Genomic DNA, 17099 nt, shown 5'->3' with positions numbered 1-17099 from the left:
AATTTTTATTTTAAATTGTAAATACTTTACCGGGTTCAGCTAAGTTAGTGTTTTTAAATATTTCTTGAGCTTCATTTTTAAATAATAAAATATTTTTATAACGCCCAGAATAATGCCCTATAATTAGTTGTTTTACATCTGCATCTTTTGCTATTTGTGCAGCTTGTTTAGAAGTTGAATGCTTTGTTTTTTTAGCTAAATCTTCTCTATCACTTAAAAAAGTTGCTTCATGATATAATAAGTCTGCATTTTTAATGATAGGTACAATATCTGGTTTATAACTGGTATCACTACAAAAAGCAAAACTTAAAGGTTTAGGAGGAGGTAAAGTTAATTCTGAATTTAAGATGGTTTCTCCAGAAGGTAAAACAATATCTCTACCTGCTTTTATATTTAAATAATCTGCTTTGTCAATACCAGTATAACCACTAATATTTAACATGTTTAATTTTCTAGGTTTTTCTTTTTCTGTAAACAAATAACCATTAGTATAAACTCTATGAGTTAACGGAATTGTTCTAACAGAAACTTTATCATCTTCAAAAATAAGTTCACTTTTTTTTGAAGATAACTCATGAAAAATCATTTTATATTTTGCGTGAGATTGAGATATTTTTAATTGTAATAACGTAACTTCTTTAATGCCTTTTGGTCCGTAAATATGAAGTTCTTTTTCTCTATTTAGAATCCCGAAAGTAGATAGCAAACCAACCAAACCATAAAAATGATCTCCATGTAAATGCGAAATAAAAATATGATTGATTTTAGAAAAACCAACTTTATATTTTCGCATTTGACGTTGTGTTCCTTCACCACAATCTATTAGAAAATGACTGTTATTAATTTCTAAATATTGTGAAGTAGGAAAAGCGTTAATTCTTGGTGTAGCAGAATGGCAACCTAAAATTGTTAGTGAGATACTCATCTAATAACAAAACGTTTAGAAATAATTTTATTTTTATCTCGAATGCTATAAATATACATTCCTGTTGGTAAATTTTCTTTATAAAAAGCAATTGTATTTTTACCCGTTTTTGTTTTTATATTTTTCTTATAAACCGTTTTTCCTAAAACATTTTTAACTGTAAAAAAGATAGCCGAATTAGAAGATGAACTAAAACTAATTTTGGTGTTACTTGTAAAAGGATTTGGAGCAGCAGATAAACCATCTATAGAGTTTTCTTGCGAAAAACCTAAAGTGGTAATACTTAAAAATAAAATAAAAAGTATTTTTTTTATCATGTGTTATTTTTTTAAAAACCTAAATCTCTTTCTATGTTTTCCATTTCTATAACATCTTTTGCTTCTTGTAAGGTTGGAACAATGTTAAAGTTATCTGGAAAATTATCCATATCAATATCTGAACTAACTATTACAAATGACGTGCCATTTTGTTTTTTTTGTTCAGCTATATTCAAAAATAGTAAAAATTCTTTAGTAGAAACGTTAATGTTTTTAGAATTTTGAACGACAATATTTTCTTTTTCAAGATTTTTTTCTTTTGTTAAAAAAGAATTATATAACTCAGTAAAAGAGTTTTCATCACTTGTAATAAGTGTAAAAGTATCTTTTTTTTCTATTTTCATAATTTATCTTTTAACTTGTTGTGCCAATAAATAAATTACTGCCATTCTTACAGCAACACCGTTTTCTACTTGATTTAAAATAATAGATTCATTAGAATCGGCAACATCACTTGTAATTTCTACTCCACGATTTATTGGTCCTGGATGCATAATTACAATTTTCTTGCCAAGGTTGTCTAAAATCTCTTGATTGATACCAAAAAGTTGTGTGTATTCTCTAGTTGATGGAAAATATTTAATATCCATTCTTTCATGTTGTACACGTAAAACGTTTGCAACATCACACCATTCTAACCCTTTTTTTAGATTGTTTTCAACTTCTACACCTAAACTAGAAATGTATTTAGGTATTAAGGTTGTTGGTCCACAAACCTTTACTTCTGCACCTTGTAATTGTAATGCAAAGATGTTTGATAACGCAACTCTAGAATGTAAAACATCACCAACAATAAGAATTTTTTTACCTTTTACCGTTCCTAGTTTTTCTCTAATAGAGTAAGAGTCTAATAAGGCTTGAGTTGGATGTTCGTGAGTTCCATCACCAGCATTTACAATTTTTGCATCTACATGTTTAGATAAGAAAACTCCAGCACCAACACTTGCATGCCTCATAACAACAATATCTACTTTCATAGCTAATATGTTGTTTACGGTATCAATTAAAGTTTCTCCCTTTTTTACAGAAGATTGTCCTGCAGAAAAGTTAATTACATCTGCAGAAAGTCTTTTTTCTGCTAGTTCAAAACTTAATTTTGTTCTTGTACTATTTTCAAAAAATAAATTAGCAATGGTTATATCTCTTAAAGAAGGTACTTTTTTTATCGGTCTATTAATAACTTCTTTAAAGTGATCTGCTGTTTCAAAAATAAGATCAATATCAGTTTTCTTTAGATATTTTATTCCTAATAAATGTTCTACACTTAATTCTGACATAATTACTTAAATTCTATATAAACTGCGTCTTGTTGTTCTGTTTCTTTCCAAGTAACGAGTACTCTTTCTTCATTAATAGCATCTACTTGCCTTCCTCTATAATCTGGTTGAATAGGTAAGTGTCTACTAAAACGTCTATCTATAAGTACTAATAACTCAATATTATCGGGTCTTCCATAGGATTGCATTGCTGTTAATGCAGCTCTTACACTTCTTCCAGAATATAAAACATCATCAATAATTACTACATTTTTACCTTCAATTAAAAAATCCATTTTGGTAGCTGTTGCCGCTAAAGGAGCATCTCTTCTTCTAAAATCGTCTCTATAAAAAGTAATGTCTAAAAGGCCTAATTGTAAGTTTTTTACTTGGTATTTATTTTTTAATAAATCTGCTAATCTATTAGCTAAGAAACTACCTCTGGGCTGTAAACCAATTAAAACTGTATTAGAAAAATCGTTATGGTTTTCGATTAACTGACACGCCAATCGATGTAGAATTATTTCAATATCTTTTGAGTTAAGTAAGTTTTTTTTGCTCATAAGAAAGCTATCAAATTAGCTTGATAGTTATTGAAAATCAAAATTACTGTAAAAAAATGTATGCGCAAAATTTATAGGTACTAAAAAGTATTTTTGATGCAATGTTAATTAAATTGTTGAAAACAATTACGGCAAAATTAAATGTGGTTTAAGAGTTGTAGTATTTTTAATGTATTAATTCAAATCTCATAGTTATGTCTCTATTAAAATTTGAATCCATGCTTAAAACCAATTCAATTTATTTTTTTGATTTGGTAGAGTTTGAAGAAATAATTATACATTATTTAGATGCTGGTAAACACGCTTTAGCTAAAAAAGCAGTAAAGTTGGGGTTACAACAACATCCTGCTTCAGTAGATTTAAAATTGCTACAAGTAGAAATTTATATTTTTGAAAATGAATTAGATAAGGCTTCTATATTACTTAAAATAATAGAACGTTTAGAACCCAATAATGATGAGGTTTTTATACAAAGAGGCACAATTTGTTCTAAAAAAGGAAACCATAAAGAAGCTATTCTTTTTTTTAAAAAAGCACTTACTTTTACAGACGATAAGGTAGATATTTGGGCTCTATTAGGGATGGAATATTTGTATTTAGATGAATTTAAAAATGCACGTTTAACGTTTGCGAAATGTGTAAATGTAGATTTTGAAGATTATTCTGCCCTTTATAATGTTGTATATTGTTTTGATATGGAAAAAAAACATAAAGAAGCTATAGAATATTTAAATGCTTACATAGATATAAATCCATATTGTGAAGTTGCTTGGCATCAATTAGGAAGACAGTATTTTGTTTTAGAAAATTATGAAAAAGCATTACATGCATTTGATTATGCTGTAATTATTGATGAATCTTTTATTGGAGGTTATTTAGAAAAAGCAAAAACTTTAGAAGAGTTAAAACGTTATAAAGAAGCAATTGATAATTACTTAGTTACTTTAGAATTAGATGATGCAACAGCTTTTGTTTACATTAGAATAGGAGAATGTTATGAAAAATTAGAGAACTTTGAAGCTGCTATTTCCTTTTATAAAAAAGCAGTTCATGAAGATCCTTTGTTAGATAAAGGTTGGATGTTATTAACTAACATATATTTTAACAATAAAAACTACCAAAAAGCTTCATATTATATTTCTAAAGCGTTAAAAATTGAAGAAGATAATTCTTTATATTGGAGACGCTATTCTGAAATTAATTTAAAATTAAATTTCTATGAAGAAGCTGTAACGGGTTTTCAAAATTGTTTAAATTTACAGGATCAAAGTATAGAAATCTATATTGGTTTAACAGATGTCTTAACTTTTTTAGGTGAGTTTAATGATGCAATATCTGTATTGTTTAAAGCCCAAAAAAAATACAAAGAGATTGCAGAAATAGAGTACAGGTTAGCAGGTTTGTTTTACATCTTCAATAAAGAAAAGTATGGGTTTAATCATTTAATTTCGGGATTAAAAATAGATTATGACTATCATATCATTTTAAAGGAATTGTTTCCTATAGTGTACGAAAATGAAAAAATACAAAAGCTTATAGTAAATTATAAAAAAGCAATGGAATAATATTTTTCTAGGTAATTTTAATTTGATATTACAATATTAAATTAAATAAATAACCAGAAAAAATAATACAAAGAGTAACTACTCCAAAAAAGATGGCAATTAATTTTAATGTCATTACTTTTTTTAGGAGCATTGCTTCTGGTAAAGATAAACCAACAACTCCCATCATAAATGCTACTGCAGTTCCTAATGGAATACCTTTTGCAACTAAAACTTGAGCTACAGGTAAAATTCCTGAAGCGTTAGAGTACATAGGTACAGCTAAAATAGTAGCAATAGGTACAGCAAAAAGATTGTCTTTTGCCATGTACTGTTCAAAAAAACCTTCTGGAATATAACCATGCATTAATCCGCCAATTGCTATACCAATAATAACATAAACTATAATTCCTTTTAAAATATTAAGAACTTCGTTCCAAATTATTGGCATTCTTTGTCTTAAACTTAATTTTTCTGCAATAAAAGTATTTTGTTCTTTTTGTGCATTTGCTAAAACTGTTTTTACCCAAGGTGTTAAAAAACGTTCTAGTTGTAGTTTTTGTAAAATTGTTCCAGAAATTGTGCCTAATAAAATTCCACTAACAACATAAATAAGAGTGGTTTTTAAACCAAATAAACCAATAAAAAGCCCAATAGCAACTTCATTTACTAACGGAGATGTAATTAAAAAAGCAAATGTAACACCTAACGGAATTCCTCCTCTTACAAAGCCTATAAATAAAGGAACAGAAGAGCAAGAACAAAAAGGAGTAACAACCCCAAATAAACTTGCTATTAAATATTCTAAACCGTATAATTTATTTCTAGAAAGATAATTTTTAACTTTATCAATTGGAAAATAACTGTTTACAATTCCCATAAAAAAGATGACTACAAAAAGTAAAATTATAATTTTTGTAGTATCGTAAATAAAGAAGTTAATTGCTTCGCCCAAATGTTGTCCTTTTTCAAAATTAAAGACATCATAAACCAACCAGTCTGCAATATTTTGTACCCAATCAAACATTAAATCTCTTAACAACAATTAGAATTAGAACAACAGCTAGTCACTAATTCTAAAGAATTAATATCTCCTTTTGTAGGGAACCCTTTAGAAGCCCATTTTATTATTCCGTTTTTCATGTTATAAACATTTTTATAACCTGCATTCATTAAGTAGCATGTAGTTTTTAAACTTTGTTCTCCATTTAAACTAACCATTACTATTTCTTTGTCTTTCGGAATTTCGTTAATTCTATTTTCTAATTCATTTATAGGAATATTTAGAATTTTAGGAACATCAAAAGATACTTTTGCAACTTCTTCTGTATTTCTAACATCTACTATTAAAGCACCTTCGTTAACTTTTCTTAATGTTGATGTAGGGCATATTTGTTTTGCTTCTTTCATTTTTTTTATTTTAATAATTCTATTACTTCGTTTTTAGAGGGGATTCTTCCTTTAATTACAACAACTTCATCTACAACCAAAACAGGTGTAGAAAGCACATTGTATTGCATAATTTCTATAATGTCTTCTACTTTTTCTACAGTTGCAACTATGTTATTTTCTAAAATAACTTCTTTAACAACATCTGTCATTGATTTACATTTAGAACAACCTGTACCTAATATTTTAATTATTTTACTCATACTTTTTTATAAGTCTTAGTTATTTTGTGTTATAATATCAATTAAAAAAATCCTGAAATAATGTTTTTGCAATTTTCCAGTTTTTTTGATTAATACAGTATTTAATTTTGGGAGGTTTTAATTCTCCTTGAATAAGACCAACCTTTTTTAATTCTTTAAGATGTTGAGAAATTGTAGATTGTGCTAATGGAAAAACATCTACCAAATCGCCTGTAAAACAACAAGTTTGATTTTCTAAATGTTTTAAAATGGCAATTCTAGTAGGGTGTGCCAAAGCTTTAGCAAAATTTGCCAAAGCTTTAGTATATTTTATAGTTTCTAAATCTCTTTTCATATTTCTTATCGCAAATTTACGATTGATTTTTATTAAGAAAAGTGACTTATGTCACATAATATTATTTTTTTCGAATAAACAATAAAATTTTTATTCTTAATAATACATATAGAAGTATAAATGATAAAATAAAAATAAGAAGTAAAGTGTTTATTTCTGTTTTTATTGATGCAATATCTCCACCATAAAAAGCTATTTTTTTAAAACCACTTAAAAAGTGTGTTGATGGAATAATTTTAGCAAAATTTGCAATTGTATCAGGAAAAGCAAGTGTTGGCCAAGTAAAACCACTTAATATAAAAGCTGGTGTAGATATAACCATTAATAATTCGGTTGCTTTTAATTGACTAGGAATTGCAATTGAAAACAACATTCCTATACACATAGATGCTAAAGATAAGATTGAAACAAGTAGTAGCATAGGCAAATTTAAAAAAGCTACATCAATTTTAAAATAAGGAAATAATAAGGCTATAAATAACCAAATAAAAGGAATCATAATTATAAAAGGAGCAGATTTTAAAGCAATAAGATATAAGGGAGATTTATTTTTTTTAAGTAAAAAACCAAAATGTCCATCTTCAAAATCTCTTGCAAAAACTAAAGCCATTGCTAAAAAGATGATTTGCTGCATAATAGCAGCCAATAAACCTGGTAGCATAAAAGTTATATAGTTTCCAGAAGAGTTGTAAAGTTTATTAAAGTTGATTTTAAAACTTTCATAACTCGCTAAAGCTTGTGATGTGTGAAGACCACTTTTTTTAAGCGATTCAATTTCTATTCCAGCATTTAAAGTTGCTAAAACAGCTTGTATGTTTTTACTTGCTGTATTTGCGTTTAATATATTAGCCATATTTAAATCGACTCTAATTTCTGGATGTCTTTTTTGTAAAATATCTGCTTCAAAATTTTTAGGTAAAGTAATTACAGCATCATATTGTTTTGTGGGCATTTCCTCTTTTAAATTTCCTGAGATTAAACGAACGTCGCTAACAAGTAATACTTCATTATCTTCAAAAGCTTGTATTATTTTATCTGATATTGGGCTTTGATCTTCATCAATAATTACAATTGGTAAGTTTAAAACTTTTGCTTGTTTATAAACATAACCAAATAGTATTCCATAAAAAATAGGTGCTCCAATAAAAATTGCCAACAAAACATTGTTAGAAAAAATTCTTTGAAACTCTATTTTAAGTAATTTTAAAAAGTCTTTCATAATAAATCTATTTAATGAGTATTGTTGAGTTTAAATAGAATTTTTGTTTAGAAATATTAGAATTAGCAATGACTTTTAATTCATAAATAGATTCAGACAAATCATATAAAGGAGCAGTACTAGTAATGTTTGCATATTGTGCTAATTGTTTAATACTAGTAATTTTTGCATTAAATTCTTCTTTTGTATAAGGATTTAAAAGTGTAATTTTTTTACCTACTTCAAAGTTGTAAATTTTAGATTCTGGTATTGTAAACCTAAAAAAGACACTGTTTGTTTTATATCCATTAAACAAAGCATAACCAGGAGTTAAAAGCTCACCTTCTTGTAAGCTAATCGTTTCTATAGACATATTTGCTGGAGCAATAATATATTTTTCTTTAGCAGCAGTTAAAATTTCTTCTTTAGCACCTAAAGCTCTTTTTAATTGTCCTTTTGCTTGGTCTAATTTTTCTGTTCTTACACTTTTATTAACTTCATTAAGTTTAGCATTTAAAGCAGAAACTTGTGCTTTTGCCATATTAAGTTTCATTTTAACTTCATCAAATTGTTGTAAACTAATTAATGAATCTTTATACATGTTTTTTAGTCTGTTATAAGATTTTTGTGCAAAGTCTAATTGGGCTTTACTAGCGTTAATTTTACTGTTAATTTGTTTTAATTGATTAGAAGTTGCTCCATTAGAGGCCATATTTAGCATTCCTTTTGCAGCTATAACTGAACCGTTTGCTTGCATCATTTTAGCATTTATTTCAGGAATATCTAAAAATGCTAAAGTGTCTCCTTTTTTTACTATTTGCCCTTCTGTTATTAATATTTTATCAATACGTCCTGCAATTTTACTACTAATAGCAATGGTTTCAAATTTTACTTTTCCTCTATTGTATGTTATTGTTTCATTAGAATTACAAGCACTTAAAAGCAGTAATGTAAAAAGGTAAAATAGTATGTTTTTATGTAATTTCATTTTTTATTTCTTTAAGATGATTAGTATTTAAGAACTCCTCTTGCATGTAGTAAATTAGTATATGCTCTTCTTTCTTTAAAGTAAGATTGTTGTAATTTAAAATTGGCTTTTTCTAAATCATTTAAAGCGTCTAAAACATCATTTAGAGTGGTTAAATTATTTTTATATTGTTTGTTGATTAAAGTGTAGTTTTCTAAAGATAAATCAATTTCTTTTTTAATTATTTTACTGTTTTGTAATGCAGATTTATATGTTAATTCTGCATTTATAATACTCAGTGCAATCATCTCATTTGCTTCTCTAATTTTTTCTGAATATTTTTTCTTTTCTAATTTTGTTTTTTTGCTTTTTAAACTAGAGTTTAAACCATCAAAAGCATTCCATTTTACACCAATACCAACATACCATTTAGGGTCAAATAGCGATAAATCATCGTCAATAAATTCATAATGACCTTTTAAAGCAATTTTGGGTATAAAATTGCTATTTTCCATTTTTGCTTTATAGAGAGTAGCTTTTTCTGCTTCTTCTAACGCTTTAATTTCATTCCTTTTTTTTGAATCTATTTTTTCTGTAGAAAATAATTGAATTTTAGGATGAAGCATTAATAAATGAGTTCTACTTTTTCCTGTTAATTGATGTAATAATTCTATGAGTAATGATTTATTATGATTGTATTCTAATTCTTTTGCTATTAATTGTTGTTGAGCAAGTTCTATTTTTTTTCGACTTATAGGAATTGCTAATCCGTTTTTAATAGCTTTTTTTACAAAGAATTCTTGCTCGTTTAAATACTTTTTAGAAGTTTCTAAAACTTTTTTAGAAGCATATACAAGTGCAAGTTTGTCATAAGTTTCAATTATTTTTAGAGCTATTTTATCTTTTTCTACAGTTGTTACATAACTTAAAGAAGCCTCTTTGTGTTTACTTGCTTTTAGTGCATTATAAGCTTTTAAACCACTAAAAAGTACCCAATCTAAGTCTACATAAGATTTTAAAATATTTTTATCTTGTAAATTAGGTATTTCTGTTAATGGAATATTTGTAGGAAACGCATCATTAAATGGTATGCCAATAGCCTCTTTTATAAGAAGTTTTTGAGTAGACAATAACAGGTTTTGCGTGTCATCATCAAAAGTAATATCATCATCTAACCTTGTAAAACTTGCACCAAAAGTAATTTTAGGAAGAAAAACTGCTTTTGCTAATTTCTGATCAACTTTGCTTTGTTCTTTATCTAAATTATAAATATTTATGAAATGGCTTTTTTCTAATCCTTTTTTTATAAGATCTTTTAATTCAGTGTCTAATTGTTGGGCTATAATAGGTTTTGTAAAACCGAATACCAACATAATTAAACAAATTAGAAATGTGTTTTTATGCATTGCAAATAATTTTAAAATTGCAATGCAAATTTCTTAATTAGTTAATTGTTTTCTTTTGACCTATATCAAAAAATAAATTAATTTTAAGTTTCGTTTCTACGAATTCTACTTAGAGTTTCCTGTGTCATACCAAGATAAGACGCAATATGCCCTAAAGAAATACGATGTACAATGTTAGGATATTCTAAAATCATATAACTGTATCTTTCTTTAGCAGAATGAAACTGAGTAGCATTCATTTTATGTACTAATTTGGTAAACATTTCTATAGATAATAAACGAATACATTTTTCCATATTATGATATTTAGCAAGCAGAAGTTCCATTTTTTTAAAGCTAATACTGTAGAGTATAGAATCTTCTAAAATTTCTAAATTGTAAAAACTAGGTGTTTGATTAAAAAAACTTTCTGCACTTGCCATAAAATGACCGTTACCAAAAAACCATTGAGTAACTTCTTTACCATCTTTTCTTGTATAAAAACTTCTACTCATACCTTCTTTAATAAAATATAACTTATCACAAATAGTTCCATTTTTTAAAAGTATTGCATTCTTTTTAAATTTTTCTTCTTTAAAATGAATAATAATATCAGTTAATTCTTCATCAGAAAAAGGAACTAAATTTAATAGAAAGTCAGATAATTTCATGTTTTTTTTATAATAATATTCAGGTTGTTTTTAAACAAGTAAGATAGCTAAGTTATCAGAAAATAAGTTTACAAACAAGTTAATTTAAAAAAGTAGAACCCATTTTTTACTTAAAAATCTACTATCTTCGTTTTTCTAAAAAAAGGAAAATTAAAAATGGGTAGAAATATAAAAGATTATATCGTTATTGGTTTAAAAGGAATGGCAATGGGAGCAGCAGATGTTGTGCCAGGAGTTTCTGGTGGTACAATTGCATTTATTTCTGGTATTTATGAAGAATTATTGGGGTCTATAAGTAATGTGAATTTAGGCTTGCTAAAAACGTTAAAAAAAGACGGTTTAAAAGCTGCTTGGAAACAAGTTAATGGTAATTTTTTAGCAGCATTATTTACTGGTATTTTTGTGAGTATTATTTCTCTAGCAAAGGCAATTAAATATTTGTTAGAAAACGAACCGATTTTATTATGGTCTTTCTTTTTTGGTTTGGTTTTAGCAAGTATTATTTATATAGCCAAACAAATTTATAAGTGGAACTTTATAACCGTTTTAGTTTTGATTTTTGGAGCCTTTTTAGCTTATTTTATTACAACTCTAAATCCGATGGTTTCTGGAGATTCTTCATTGTTATATATATTCTTTGCAGGGGCAATTGCTATTTGTGCAATGATCTTACCTGGTATATCAGGGTCTTTTATTTTGGTATTATTAGGTGCATATAAGCCTGTTTTAGATGCAGTTAATAATAGAGATTTTAAAATGATTTTAGTTTTTATGGTGGGTGCAATAGTAGGGTTACTAACATTTTCGAAAATATTAAAATGGTTATTTGCACATTATAAAAGCTTAACCTTAGCAGCTCTAACAGGTTTTATTATTGGTTCTTTAAATAAAATTTGGCCTTGGAAAGAAACTTTAACATGGCGTACAAATTCTCATGGAGTAAAAGTACCATTTAATCAACAAAGTATTACTCCTTTTTCTTTTGAAGGAGATGCTCAATTAACCATGGCAATTATTTTAGCAATAATTGGTTTTGTTATTATTTTAGGGATGGAAAAATTCGCAGATTACAAAAAGTAAATGCAGAAAGAAAGGAATTTTATTGATAAAATCTACCTTTTTTTAAAAGGATTGGCAATGGGAGCAGCAAATAAAGTTCCTGGAGTTTCTGGAGGTACAGTTTCTTTCGTTTTTGGTTTTTATGAAGAATTAATTTATTCTTTTAGAAAAGTTAATTTAAAGGCTTTAAAATTACTTTTTAATGGTCGATTTAAAAGTTTTTTCAGATATATAAATGCTCAATTTCTACTCTTAATTATGGGAGGAAGTATTTTTAGTTATTTTAGCGTTTCTTTAGTTCTAGATTACTTTTTAATAAACTATGAACTTTATGTTTGGAGTTGGTTTTTTGGAATGATAATTGGCTCAATATATTACATTGGTAAAGATTTTGGAGAATGGAGTTTTAAAAATATTCTATCTTTAATTATAGGAACCTCTATAGGGATTGCAATTAGTTTTTTAACACCAGCAACAGAAAATGATAATCTTTGGTTTGTTTTTGTTTGTGGAATTATTGGTGTTTCTGGTATGACACTTCCTGGTCTTTCTGGCTCTTTTATTCTAATTCTATTAGGAAATTACGTATTATTATTAGTAGATTCTGTAAACGTATTATTTAATGTTATAACTAGTATTTTATCAGGAAATTTTAATGCTTTATCAGACCCAATAAAGATGAGGTATTTAAAAATTATAAGTGTTTTTACAGCAGGTTCTGCATTTGGTTTGGTGTCTATAAGTCATATTTTAGGATATGTTTTAAAACGTTGGCATCAAATTGTAAACGCTGTTATTATTGGTTTTATAACAGGTTCTTTAGGAATTGTTTGGCCTTGGAAAAAAGCAATTTATCTACAAGAAAAAGGAAATTATTTAATTGATAAAAAAGGAAATAAAATAGTAGAGAATTACGAGCGTTTTATTCCAGATTTTTCAAATTCAGAAACTTGGTTTGCAGGTTTTTATATTATTTTAGGTATTGCATTAATTTTAGTAATAGATTTTTATGGGAGAAAGAAAAAATAACGTTTTTGGTTTGTTAGGAAAAGATATAGAGTATTCTTTTTCTAGAGGATATTTTACAAAGAAGTTTAAAAAACTAGATTTAGAAAATTACAAATATGTTAATTTTGATCTTCAAAAGATTCAAGATTTTCCTTCTATAATAGAAAAAGGAGGTAAAACTTTAGGAGGTATAAATGTTACAATTCCTTATAAGGAAGATGTAATACAATATTTAGATAAGTTAGATAAAACTGCTAAAAAAATTGGAGCAGTAAATACCATAAAATTTACAAAAAGAGGTAATTTAAAAGGTTATAATTCTGATGTTGTTGGTTTTGAGAAATCTATTTTTCCATTCATAAAAAAACATCATAAAAGAGCCTTAATTTTAGGAACAGGAGGTGCCTCTAAAGCTATTGCTTATGCATTAAAAAAGAACGATATTAAGTTTAAATTTGTCTCTAGAAATCCAAAAGGTAAAAACGAAATATCTTATGGCGATTTATCAGAAAAAATCATCAAAAAATATCAAATTATAATTAATTCTACACCAGTTGGTACCTCACCTAATGTAGATAGATGTCCTAATATTCCATATCATTTTTTAACAGCTAAACATCTGTTGTATGATTTAATTTACAATCCAGAAATAACTACTTTTTTAGCAAAAGGAAAAGAAAAAGGAGCAACAATTAAAAATGGATATGAAATGTTAGAACTACAAGCAGAAGAATCTTGGAGAATATGGAACAAAGATTAATGTTCTTTTTAATAGTTAGATAGTTTGCAGATTTACTAAGTTGTCTGTATCTTTATAGATATATAATAGTATCATTATATTTAGACCTTAAACATTGTAGACATGTTAGAAAATAACGAAGAAAACGTTGAAAAAACGGAAAAGAAAGTAACAGAAACTATTAGTGAAACTCCTAAAGTTGTAACTAAAGAAACTACAACAGAAGTAGATAATACTGTTGATGCTGTTCAAGAAATAGAAAAATCTATAGCTGTAGAAGCAGAAAAAGAAGTTCATAAAGAAGAAGAGACTGAAACAGTAGATTATTCTAAACTAAATTTAAACGAATTAGTTGAAGAACTTAAAAAAACACTTTCAAATAATCCTATTCAAAAAATTAAGAACCAAATAGAAGGAATTAAAAGTTCTTTTAACCAAAAATTTGGAGCTTTATTGGCAGAAAAGAAAGCAGTTTTTTTAGAAGCTGGAGGTAACTCTATTGATTTTCAGTTTTCAAGTCCAATAAAATCAGAATACAATAGTCTATTATCAGAATATAAAAAACAACGTGATTCTTACTATAGAGATTTAGACAAACAAATGTCTGAAAATTTAGAAAAGAAACTGTCTATTATTGAAGAATTAAAAGATTTAATAGAAAATGCAGATACAGCAACCATGTATAAAAGTTTCAAAAGCTTACAAGATTCATGGAAATCTATTGGGCCAGTTTCTAAAAACCACTATAATGATACTTGGAAAACTTTTCATCATCATGTAGAGCGTTTTTATGACTTGTTACATTTAAGTAACGACTTTAGAGATTTAGATTTTAAACATAATTTAGAAGAAAAATTAAAGATTATTGAAAAAGCAGAGTCTTTAGCGGAAGAAAAAGATATTAATGTTTCTTTTAAAGAATTACAAGAACTGCATAAAATCTGGAAAGAAGACATAGGTCCTGTTTCTCAGGAGCATAGAGAAGATGTTTGGAAAAAATTTAGTGCGGCAACTAAAAAAATTCACGATAAAAGACATGAGTATTTTAAAGAAATGCGTTCTAAATATCAAGAAATCATAGAGAAAAAATTGGTAGTTGTAGAAAAGCTAAATGCTTTTGATACCTCTAATAATAAGTCTCACAATGATTGGCAAAAAAGCATTAAAAGTGTAGAAGCTTTAAGACAAGAATACTTTAATGCTGGTAAACTTCCATATTCTAAGAGTGAAGAAGTTTGGCAAAAATTTAAAGCTGCAACTAAGAAATTTAATAGCGCTAAAAATGTTTTCTACAAACAAGAAAAGAGTGGTCAGCAAGAGAATTTAAAGAAAAAAATGGAGTTAATAGAACTTGCAGAATCTTTAAAGGATAGTGAAGACTGGGAAACATCAACAAATACTTTAAAAAGAATTCAGTCTGATTGGAAAAAAATTGGTCATGTTCCTCGTAAATTTTCTGATGATATTTGGAAACGTTTTAAAGCTGCTTGTAACCATTATTTTGATAGATATCATGACCAGAAAAATTCTTTAAATAAAGAACAACAAGTGGTTGTAGATTCTAAAAAAGCTTTTTTAGAAACGGTTAAAGAATTAAAAGCCCCAACTAAAGAAGAAATATTAGAAGTTATAAATAATTGGAGAAATATTGGTGCTTTGCCAAGAAATGCAAGGCATTTAGAAGCGAAATTCAATAAATTAATTGATAGAGCTTTAGGTGGTTTGTCTTTAGATAAAAATGAAGTTGCCATGCTAAAATTTAAAAATATTGTAGATGGTTTAGCTTCAGCTAATGATGTAAGAAAACTAGATTCTGAGCAAATGTTTGTTAGAAAGAAAATTGATGAAATTGTTAAAGAAATTCAACAATTAGAAAACAATTTAGGTTTCTTTTCTAACGCAAAAGATGATAATCCTTTGGTATTAAATGTAAAAAAGAGGGTAGAAGGATTTAAAGAAGACTTAATTATTTGGAAAGAAAAGCTAAGTTATATTAAAAGTTTAGATTATTAAATTTAGATTTATATCATAAAAAAACTCGAAGCTAAGCTTCGAGTTTTTTTATGATATAAATTAAAAAAGGTTAAGAAAATAACTTATCCATTTTTGCTTTTTCTTCTTCAGCTAAAGCAGCATCTACTAAAATACGACCACTATGCTCGTCAATAGTAATTTTCTTTCTATTAGCAATTTCCAATTGTACTTGTGGTGGAATTGTAAAGTAAGATCCTCCAGAAGCTCCACGTTCAATGGCAACAACTGCTAATCCGTTTTTAACTTTAGTTCTAATTCTAGTATAAGCAGAAAATAAGTGAGCGTCTAAAGTCTGAGAAAATTCATCAGATTTTTGAGCTAATAACTCTTCTTCTTTTTCAGTTTCTTTTAAGATCGCATCTAACTCAGCTTTTTTATGACCTAAATGCTTTTCTTGTTTTGCTAACTTTTCTTTAGTAGCATCAATTATTTCATTTTTCTGAGCAATTTTTGCTTTAAACTCAATAATTCTTTTTTCAGCTAATTGAATCTCTAAATCTTGATATTCAATTTCTTTAGATAATGAATCAAACTCTCTGTTATTTCTAACTTTCTTTTGTTGCTCATCATATTTTTTCATTAACGAATTAGACTCTTCAATAGCTAATTTCTTGTTGTTAATGTCTGTTTCTAAGTTTGCAGCATCTTGGTTTAAGTTAGCAATACGCGTATTTAATCCGGCAACTTCATCTTCTAAATCTTCAACTTCTAAAGGTAATTCACCTCTTACGTTTCTAATTTCGTCAATTCTAGAGTCAATTAATTGTAAATCGTATAATGCTCTTAATTTTGCTTCAACCGAAATTTCTTTCTTCTTTGCCATGGTTATATATAATATATAGGATTTGTACTTTTTTCTGATAAAATGACTGCAAAATTACTAAATTTTTTTGTAAGATAGTCAACCAAAAGGTTTTTTGTAAACTGTTCGCTCTCATAATGACCAATATCTGCCAAAAGAATGCTGTTTTCAGCTTTAAAAAACTCATGATATTTAAAATCTGCACTCACATATGCGTCTGCACCAGCTCTTTTTGCATTAGAAATTGCAAAACTGCCAGAACCACCTAAAACAGCTACTTTTTTTATTTTTTTATTTATAAGATTGGAATGACGCACACAATCTGTCTTCATTGTCTTTTTTAAATATAGAAGAAACTCTTTTTCATCCATCTCTGATGACAATTCACCAATCATTCCCATTCCAATATTTTGATGTATATTTTCTGTAGTTACTATTTCGTAAGCTACTTCTTCATAAGGATGATTTTCTTGAAGAGCTTTTAAAATTGCACTTTCATTTTTACTTTCAAAAATTACAGAAATCTGTGTTTCTTTTTCAGAATGATTTTTTCCTTTTTCTCCTAAAGTCGGATTTGAATTTTCATTTCCTCTAAATGTTCCCTCTCCATTTATATTAAAAGAGCAATTATCATAATTACCAATG

At 27.1% G+C, this 17099-nt stretch carries 20 protein-coding genes; 5 read left to right on the top strand and 15 right to left on the bottom strand.

The window, feature by feature from the left end; genetic code table 11:
• Positions 1-10: 10 nt before the first annotated feature.
• Genes ABJG40_RS00305 through pyrR form a run of 5 tightly spaced genes read right to left on the bottom strand, consistent with a single transcriptional unit; the run spans position 11 to position 3061 of the window.
• Complete coding sequence (locus tag ABJG40_RS00305) at positions 11-925, bottom strand: ribonuclease Z (protein ID WP_348022580.1); 915 nt, start codon at positions 923-925, stop codon at positions 11-13.
• Positions 922-1242, bottom strand: coding sequence for a T9SS type A sorting domain-containing protein (locus ABJG40_RS00300; protein WP_348022579.1), 321 nt, complete (start codon positions 1240-1242; stop codon positions 922-924). Before ABJG40_RS00300 ends, ABJG40_RS00305 begins: the two co-directional genes overlap by 4 nt.
• Positions 1243-1253: 11 nt before the next feature.
• Complete coding sequence (locus ABJG40_RS00295; RefSeq protein ID WP_348022578.1) at positions 1254-1586, bottom strand: hypothetical protein; 333 nt, start codon at positions 1584-1586, stop codon at positions 1254-1256.
• 3 nt (positions 1587-1589) lie between these two features.
• Positions 1590-2519, bottom strand: a complete 930-nt coding sequence (locus ABJG40_RS00290; RefSeq protein WP_348022577.1) for an aspartate carbamoyltransferase catalytic subunit — start codon at positions 2517-2519, stop codon at positions 1590-1592.
• A 2-nt stretch (positions 2520-2521) separates the two neighbouring features.
• Positions 2522-3061, bottom strand: coding sequence for a bifunctional pyr operon transcriptional regulator/uracil phosphoribosyltransferase PyrR (pyrR, locus tag ABJG40_RS00285; protein WP_348022576.1), 540 nt, complete (start codon positions 3059-3061; stop codon positions 2522-2524).
• A gap of 194 nt (positions 3062-3255) precedes the next feature.
• Here pyrR and ABJG40_RS00280 point away from each other — a divergent pair, with 194 nt between their 5' ends.
• Positions 3256-4626, top strand: coding sequence for a tetratricopeptide repeat protein (locus tag ABJG40_RS00280; RefSeq protein ID WP_348022575.1), 1371 nt, complete (start codon positions 3256-3258; stop codon positions 4624-4626).
• Between the two features lie 28 nt (positions 4627-4654).
• Here ABJG40_RS00280 and ABJG40_RS00275 read toward each other — a convergent pair whose 3' ends face one another.
• The 8 genes from ABJG40_RS00275 to ABJG40_RS00240 form a co-directional block, all read right to left on the bottom strand.
• The gene (locus tag ABJG40_RS00275; RefSeq protein WP_348022574.1) at positions 4655-5647 is read right to left on the bottom strand and encodes a permease; all 993 of its coding nucleotides are present in this window, start codon (positions 5645-5647) and stop codon (positions 4655-4657) included.
• Positions 5641-6015 (bottom strand): rhodanese-like domain-containing protein, encoded by a 375-nt coding sequence (locus ABJG40_RS00270; RefSeq protein ID WP_348022573.1) that lies wholly within the window; start codon positions 6013-6015, stop codon positions 5641-5643. The genes ABJG40_RS00275 and ABJG40_RS00270 overlap by 7 nt, the downstream gene beginning before the upstream one ends.
• Before the next feature lie 5 nt (positions 6016-6020).
• On the bottom strand, positions 6021-6257 hold the full coding sequence (locus ABJG40_RS00265; RefSeq protein WP_348022572.1) for a thioredoxin family protein: 237 nt from the start codon (positions 6255-6257) through the stop codon (positions 6021-6023).
• Positions 6258-6294: 37 nt separating this feature from the next.
• Complete coding sequence (locus tag ABJG40_RS00260; RefSeq protein ID WP_348022571.1) at positions 6295-6591, bottom strand: metalloregulator ArsR/SmtB family transcription factor; 297 nt, start codon at positions 6589-6591, stop codon at positions 6295-6297.
• 61 nt (positions 6592-6652) lie between these two features.
• The gene (locus ABJG40_RS00255; RefSeq protein WP_348022570.1) at positions 6653-7810 is read right to left on the bottom strand and encodes an ABC transporter permease; all 1158 of its coding nucleotides are present in this window, start codon (positions 7808-7810) and stop codon (positions 6653-6655) included.
• Between the two features lie 7 nt (positions 7811-7817).
• Positions 7818-8777, bottom strand: a complete 960-nt coding sequence (locus tag ABJG40_RS00250) for a biotin/lipoyl-binding protein (RefSeq protein ID WP_348022569.1) — start codon at positions 8775-8777, stop codon at positions 7818-7820.
• Positions 8778-8797: 20 nt separating this feature from the next.
• Complete coding sequence (locus ABJG40_RS00245) at positions 8798-10162, bottom strand: TolC family protein (protein WP_348022568.1); 1365 nt, start codon at positions 10160-10162, stop codon at positions 8798-8800.
• 83 nt (positions 10163-10245) lie between these two features.
• Positions 10246-10812, bottom strand: coding sequence for a Crp/Fnr family transcriptional regulator (locus ABJG40_RS00240; RefSeq protein ID WP_348022567.1), 567 nt, complete (start codon positions 10810-10812; stop codon positions 10246-10248).
• Positions 10813-10968: 156 nt separating this feature from the next.
• On the opposite strand from ABJG40_RS00240, the gene ABJG40_RS00235 reads away from it, so the two are divergent.
• From ABJG40_RS00235 to ABJG40_RS00220, 4 genes are all read left to right on the top strand, one after another.
• Positions 10969-11892 (top strand): DUF368 domain-containing protein, encoded by a 924-nt coding sequence (locus tag ABJG40_RS00235; RefSeq protein ID WP_348022566.1) that lies wholly within the window; start codon positions 10969-10971, stop codon positions 11890-11892.
• Entirely contained in the window at positions 11893-12900 is a 1008-nt protein-coding gene (locus tag ABJG40_RS00230; protein WP_348022565.1) for a DUF368 domain-containing protein, read from the top strand.
• Complete coding sequence (locus ABJG40_RS00225; protein ID WP_348022564.1) at positions 12881-13639, top strand: shikimate dehydrogenase; 759 nt, start codon at positions 12881-12883, stop codon at positions 13637-13639. The genes ABJG40_RS00230 and ABJG40_RS00225 overlap by 20 nt, the downstream gene beginning before the upstream one ends.
• 102 nt (positions 13640-13741) lie before the next feature.
• Entirely contained in the window at positions 13742-15631 is a 1890-nt protein-coding gene (locus ABJG40_RS00220; protein ID WP_348022563.1) for a DUF349 domain-containing protein, read from the top strand.
• 70 nt (positions 15632-15701) lie between these two features.
• Here the strand turns inward: ABJG40_RS00220 and ABJG40_RS00215 are convergent, their stop codons facing one another.
• Positions 15702-16475, bottom strand: a complete 774-nt coding sequence (locus ABJG40_RS00215) for a hypothetical protein (RefSeq protein WP_348022562.1) — start codon at positions 16473-16475, stop codon at positions 15702-15704.
• Between the two features lie 2 nt (positions 16476-16477).
• Positions 16478-17099: Nif3-like dinuclear metal center hexameric protein (locus ABJG40_RS00210; protein WP_348022561.1), on the bottom strand; the 622-nt coding region annotated here is incomplete at its 5' end.

This window comes from Polaribacter sp., assembly GCF_039939415.1.
Classification (GTDB): Bacteria; Bacteroidota; Bacteroidia; order Flavobacteriales; family Flavobacteriaceae; genus Polaribacter.
The sequence above is the reverse complement of the archived record's forward strand: the minus strand, read 5'-3'. Positions and strand labels throughout refer to the sequence as shown.

Bases quoted from the DNA above. Each gene is read 5' to 3' on its own strand.
- ABJG40_RS00240 (WP_348022567.1), bottom strand. From the start codon at position 10,812: ATGAAATTATCTGACTTTCTATTAAATTTAGTTCCTTTTTCTGATGAA.
- ABJG40_RS00305 (WP_348022580.1), bottom strand. From the start codon at position 925: ATGAGTATCTCACTAACAATTTTAGGTTGCCATTCTGCTACACCAAGA.
- ABJG40_RS00295 (WP_348022578.1), bottom strand. From the start codon at position 1,586: ATGAAAATAGAAAAAAAAGATACTTTTACACTTATTACAAGTGATGAA.
- ABJG40_RS00255 (WP_348022570.1), bottom strand. From the start codon at position 7,810: ATGAAAGACTTTTTAAAATTACTTAAAATAGAGTTTCAAAGAATTTTT.
- ABJG40_RS00280 (WP_348022575.1), top strand. From the start codon at position 3,256: ATGTCTCTATTAAAATTTGAATCCATGCTTAAAACCAATTCAATTTAT.
- ABJG40_RS00220 (WP_348022563.1), top strand. From the start codon at position 13,742: ATGTTAGAAAATAACGAAGAAAACGTTGAAAAAACGGAAAAGAAAGTA.
- ABJG40_RS00270 (WP_348022573.1), bottom strand. From the start codon at position 6,015: ATGAAAGAAGCAAAACAAATATGCCCTACATCAACATTAAGAAAAGTT.
- ABJG40_RS00235 (WP_348022566.1), top strand. From the start codon at position 10,969: ATGGGTAGAAATATAAAAGATTATATCGTTATTGGTTTAAAAGGAATG.
- ABJG40_RS00260 (WP_348022571.1), bottom strand. From the start codon at position 6,591: ATGAAAAGAGATTTAGAAACTATAAAATATACTAAAGCTTTGGCAAAT.
- ABJG40_RS00215 (WP_348022562.1), bottom strand. From the start codon at position 16,475: ATGGCAAAGAAGAAAGAAATTTCGGTTGAAGCAAAATTAAGAGCATTA.
- pyrR (WP_348022576.1), bottom strand. From the start codon at position 3,061: ATGAGCAAAAAAAACTTACTTAACTCAAAAGATATTGAAATAATTCTA.
- ABJG40_RS00250 (WP_348022569.1), bottom strand. From the start codon at position 8,777: ATGAAATTACATAAAAACATACTATTTTACCTTTTTACATTACTGCTT.
- ABJG40_RS00230 (WP_348022565.1), top strand. From the start codon at position 11,893: ATGCAGAAAGAAAGGAATTTTATTGATAAAATCTACCTTTTTTTAAAA.
- ABJG40_RS00245 (WP_348022568.1), bottom strand. From the start codon at position 10,162: ATGCATAAAAACACATTTCTAATTTGTTTAATTATGTTGGTATTCGGT.
- ABJG40_RS00290 (WP_348022577.1), bottom strand. From the start codon at position 2,519: ATGTCAGAATTAAGTGTAGAACATTTATTAGGAATAAAATATCTAAAG.
- ABJG40_RS00225 (WP_348022564.1), top strand. From the start codon at position 12,881: ATGGGAGAAAGAAAAAATAACGTTTTTGGTTTGTTAGGAAAAGATATA.
- ABJG40_RS00265 (WP_348022572.1), bottom strand. From the start codon at position 6,257: ATGAGTAAAATAATTAAAATATTAGGTACAGGTTGTTCTAAATGTAAA.
- ABJG40_RS00300 (WP_348022579.1), bottom strand. From the start codon at position 1,242: ATGATAAAAAAAATACTTTTTATTTTATTTTTAAGTATTACCACTTTA.